The organism is Lutibacter sp. (assembly GCF_040883305.1).
Classification (GTDB): Bacteria; Bacteroidota; Bacteroidia; order Flavobacteriales; family Flavobacteriaceae; genus Lutibacter.
The window spans coordinates 1-5,103 of record NZ_JBFLKT010000116.1 but is presented as its reverse complement, the minus strand read 5'-3'; the positions used below and the strand labels follow the sequence as shown (position 1 = coordinate 5,103).

The 5,103-nt window shown below is 32.0% G+C and carries 4 protein-coding genes; all 4 read left to right on the top strand.

All coding sequences use genetic code 11. The features are described from left to right. The first annotated feature begins 9 nt into the window (after positions 1–9). The 4 genes from AB1Z17_RS03595 to AB1Z17_RS03580 all read left to right on the top strand — a co-directional run bounded on the left by AB1Z17_RS03595 (position 10) and on the right by AB1Z17_RS03580 (position 4,949). Positions 10–429, top strand: a complete 420-nt coding sequence (locus AB1Z17_RS03595) for a biotin/lipoyl-containing protein (protein WP_368050428.1) — start codon at positions 10–12, stop codon at positions 427–429. Between the two features lie 61 nt (positions 430–490). Next, positions 491–1,816 (top strand): sodium ion-translocating decarboxylase subunit beta, encoded by a 1,326-nt coding sequence (locus tag AB1Z17_RS03590; RefSeq protein WP_368050427.1) that lies wholly within the window; start codon positions 491–493, stop codon positions 1,814–1,816. A 34-nt stretch (positions 1,817–1,850) separates the two neighbouring features. Continuing rightward, entirely contained in the window at positions 1,851–3,140 is a 1,290-nt protein-coding gene (locus AB1Z17_RS03585) for an acetyl-CoA hydrolase/transferase family protein (protein WP_368050426.1), read from the top strand. Between the two features lie 18 nt (positions 3,141–3,158). After that, complete coding sequence (locus AB1Z17_RS03580) at positions 3,159–4,949, top strand: methylmalonyl-CoA mutase family protein (RefSeq protein ID WP_368050425.1); 1,791 nt, start codon at positions 3,159–3,161, stop codon at positions 4,947–4,949. Positions 4,950–5,103: the final 154 nt, after the last annotated feature.

Sequence of the window (5,103 nt, the reverse complement as noted above, 5' to 3'; positions counted from 1 at the left end):
TTGTAAAACATGAAAACTTATAAATTCAAAGTAAACGAAAACGGCTATACCGTTCATATAAAATCATACGAAGATAATATTATCAATTTAGAGGTAAATGGTACTAGTTATGCTGTAAAAATGAGTGAGGAATTTAAAAAAACCAAAACTCCTACGTTAGTGCGCTCAGCATCTAAAAGACCAACCGAACCTTTAAAAGTAAATCCAAAATCTCAAACAACTAAAATTGTTGCGCCAATTCCTGGAGTAGTAATGTCAATTGATGTAAAAGTGGGTGATGTACTTAAAGTTGGAGACAGAATGTTAGTGCTGGAAGCAATGAAAATGGAAAACAATATTGTTTGTGAAACAGCAGGAACCATAACTGCCATTAGAATTAATGTTGGACAACAAGTATTGCAAGATGAATTAATGATAGAACTCGAATAAAAATTTCTGAATTATTTGAATTTTATAATTTGAAAACAAATAATTCTTTAAAAGAAAAAAAATGAAGAAAGTAATAGTAATATTTTGTGTTTTATCATTATTGATTTTTATTAGACCAGCACTCGGTTTAGGCACAAATACAAACTCAAATAATATTAATTCTTCTGTAACAACTGAACAAGTTGATACTATTGAAGAAACTAATTCCTATAATGGAGCTTTTGAAGGACTAAAACAATTTTACAATTATACGGGTTTTGCTAATGTAACATCCGGACACGCACTTATGATTGTTATAGGGATTGTTTTTATATTTTTAGGAATAAAATATGATTACGAACCGCTACTTTTAATTCCAATAGGAACAGGGGTAATTCTTGGGAATATACCTTTTATTGCTGGAAATCAAACTGGAATTTACGAAACAGGATCCGTTCTAAATTATTTATATTTTGGAGTAGTAAAAGGTATTTATCCTCCACTAATATTTTTAGGAATTGGGGCAATGACTGATTTTTCATCCTTAATTGCAAATCCTAAATTAATGCTTTTAGGTGCTGCGGCACAAATTGGTGTATTTGCAACTTTTATGGGAGCTCTTTATTTAGGATTTAGCCTCCCTGAAGCTGGTGCAATTGGAATTATTGGTGGTGCCGATGGTCCTACTGCAATTTTCCTATCATCTAAGTTAGCAAACGGAATAAACATATTAGCAGATGGTACAACTGTTAAAAACTTAATTGGGCCTATTGCAATAGCCGCATATTCATATATGGCTTTAGTTCCGGTAATTCAACCTCCTCTAATGCGTTTATTAATTTCAAAAAAGGATAGAAAAATTAAAATGAAACCACCAAGAGCTGTAACTCAAAAAGAAAAAATGATTTTTCCGGTTGTAGCTTTAATTTTAACATTGTTTATCTCTCCTAGCGCATTACCATTATTAGGTATGTTATTCTTTGGAAACTTATTAAAAGAATCTGGAAGAACCGAAAGATTAGCAGATACAGCTCGAACAAAATTAATTGACATAGTAACAATTCTATTAGGTGTTACTGTAGGTGCTTCAACACAAGCAGATATCTTTATAACAAAAGACTCTATGTTAATATTTGGCTTAGGTGCAATATCTTTTGTTATTGCAACATGTGGTGGTGTATTGTTCGCTAAGTTTATGAATTTATTCTTAAAAGGAGATAATAAAATAAATCCATTAATAGGTGCAGCAGGAGTTTCAGCAGTACCCGATAGTGCAAGAGTTGTGCATCATGAAGGATTAAAATCCGATCCAAGTAATTATTTATTAATGCATGCAATGGCTCCAAATGTTTCAGGGGTTATTGGTTCTGCAATTGCTGCAGGTATTATATTAAGTTTTTTAGGATAAATAAATATTAAATAGTACTACAAATTATTAGAAAATGAAAATACCAAATGTTATGACAGCAAGTGAGGCTGTTAAATTAATCGAATCTGGAGATAGAGTTTTAATTCAAGGAGGTTCAGCAACACCTCAAACGTTAATCCGTGCCATGGTAGCGCGCGGACCTGAACTAAAGGGCGTAAAAGTTTGTCACTTACATACCGAAGGAGAATGTGGATATACAGCTCCAGAATTAAGAGAAAGTTTTCATACGAGTGCTTTCTTTATTGGTGGAAATGTTAGAAAAATGGTTGGCGATACCGTTGATTATATTCCAATTTTTTTAAGTGACATTCCTAGTTTATTTAGAGAAGGATATATGGATTTAGATGTTGTGCTGGTAAATGTTTCTCCACCAGATAAACACGGTTTTTGTTCTTTAGGAGTATCTGTAGATATTGTAATTGCAGGTATTGAAAAAGGAAAAAAAGTAATTGCACAAATAAACCCTAAAATGCCACGTACTTTTGGTGATGCCCTAGTGCATTTAAACCATTTCAGCGCTTGCGTAATGGTTGATGAAGAAATTCATGAAATGAAATTTGTTGCGCCAACTGAAGCAGAAAAATCTATTGGGAAAAATATTGCCGAAATTATTGAGGATGGTTCTACACTTCAAATGGGTATTGGTGGTATTCCAAATGCTGTTTTAACCTATTTAACAAATCATAAAAATTTAGGTGTGCATACCGAAATGTTTTCTGAAGGAATTGTAGACCTAGTTGAAACTGGAGTTGTAAATGGTTCACAAAAAAAAGTAAACCCTTATAAAATTATTTCTGGTTTCGCTATGGGAACGCGTCGTTTATACGATTTTATGGATGACAATCCAGAAATTGAAATGTTAGATATTGCGTATGTTAATGATACTGCTATCATTCGTCAAAACCCAAAAGTAACTGCTATTAATTCAGCTATTGAAATTGATTTTACGGGGCAAGTTTGTGCAGATTCTATTGGTACAAGAATGTTCTCAGGTGTAGGTGGTCAAATGGACTTTATGCGTGGTGCAGCTTTATCAAAAGGTGGAAAACCAATTATTGCAGTTACATCAACAACATTAAAAGGTGTTTCTAAAATTGTTCCATCATTAAAACCTGGAGCTGGTGTTGTAACTACACGTGCACACGCTCGTTATGTAGCAACGGAATATGGTGTGGCAGAACTATTTGGTAAAACACTAAAACAACGTGCAGTTGCATTAAGAAATGTAGCGCATCCTGATCATAGAGAAGAATTAGACAAAGCTATTTTTGAGCGTTTTGGAAGTAGTTTAGCAATTAAATAATTTCATAGATATTAAATTATGAGCAATAAAAATAAAACACTTTTTTCTGAATTCCCTCCAGTTACAACTGAACAGTGGATGGAAAGAGTGACAGCTGATTTAAAAGGAGCTGATTTTGATAAAAAACTAGTTTGGAAAAACTTAAGTGGTATCAACATTCAACCTTGTTACAATAATGAAGATAAGATTGAACAACTTCAAAATACAGGAGAAAATTCACAATCTTTAGTAAATTACCGCAGTGTTAAGGTAACAACTACCGAAAACGGAAATAAACTGGCTATTAAAGCTGTTGAAGAAGGAATGAACGGAATTATTTTTACTTTAGATAATAAAGTAGACGTTGCAGAACTTTTAAACGGAATAAATTTAAATAAAACAAGTGTCTCATTTGAAATAGCTTCTAACGCAGTTGCATTTATTATAGATCTTGTTTCCTTTGCAAAAGGAAGTGATTTAAAAGGTTTTGTAAACACTGGAATTATTTCTAATTATGTTACAACTGGTTCTTTTGATAACAATCAAATTAAAGTTGCTGCAGAATTAGTTAAATTAACTGCAAATTTCCCAAACTTTAAGGCAATTACAATTTCAGGAACTGAATATTTAGATTCAGGTGCAAACCAAGTTCAAGAAATTGCATACACTTTAAATTCGTTGGTTTTCTTAATTGAAAAACTTTCAGAAAAAGGTATTGAGGCACAAACAATATTTAACAACTTAAACTTTAAACTCGCAATTGGTTTAGAATATTTTGTTGAAATTGGTAAATTTAGAGCATTCAACAGTTTATTAGCTGAAGTTGCTGCTAAATATAGTGTTGCTGATTTTTCAAATACAATTACAGCAAAAACTTCAATTTGGAGTAAATCAATTACAGATGCTGAAACTAATTTGTTACGTTGTACTACTGAGGCAATGTCTGCAATTTTAGGAAATGTAGATGGTATTTTAATTGATGCTTACGATAAAGAATTTAAAAACCCTTCAGATTTCTCAAGTAGAATTGCTGGTAACATTACTACGATTTTAAGAGAAGAATCTTACTTTGGAAAAGTTTCAAATCCAGTTGATGGATCTTACTATATTGAAGAAGTTTCTTCAAAAATAGCTGAGAAAGCGTTGGAATTATTTAAATCTATTGAAGCTGCAAGTGGTTTTTATACTGCTTTTGAAAACGAAACAATTCAACAACAAATTGCTGAAATTCGACTTCAAAAATTAAAATTAATCAGCCAACGTAGAACTCCATTAGTAGGTGTTAACAAATACCCTAACTTAATGGAAACTGTTGCTGCTGATATTCTTTCAGAAGGTGCTAATGATAATTCAAAAGTATTAACTCCAAGAAGAGCATCATTAGAAATTGAAGCTTTACGAAGAAAAACTGAAGAATTAGTTGCTAAAACTAACATTCGCCCAATTGTACAATTAGCTAGTTACGGAAACTTAAATATGCGTAAAGCCAGAGCTGCTTTTGCGTACGATTTTATTGGTGTAAGCGGATTTAATGTTTTACAAGAACAAAGTTTTAATAGTGCTGAAATTGCGGCTACAGAAAGTGCAAAATCAGACGCTCACGTTGTTGTTATCTGTAGTTCAGATGAAGATTACGACACAACAGCAGTTGATTTTGTAAAAGCATTTAGAGTACTAAATAACGATAAAGTATTGTTATTAGCCGGTGCTCCAAAAAATATGGATGAATTAACTGAAGCTGGTTTAGATGGTGTTGTAAATATGAGATCAGATGTACTAGTAACACTTTCTAAAATTCAGAATAAAGTTCAAAAAACATTAAAATCTTAAGAAGTATGAAACCAGATTTTTCAAATATAAAATTAAATTCAGTTGTAAAACAAACTTCAGCCACTTCAGAGAATCAAGACGTTTGGAATACTCCTGAAGGAATCCCTGTAAAAAAACAATTTACTAAAGAAGACATTTCTGAAGCAGAACATTT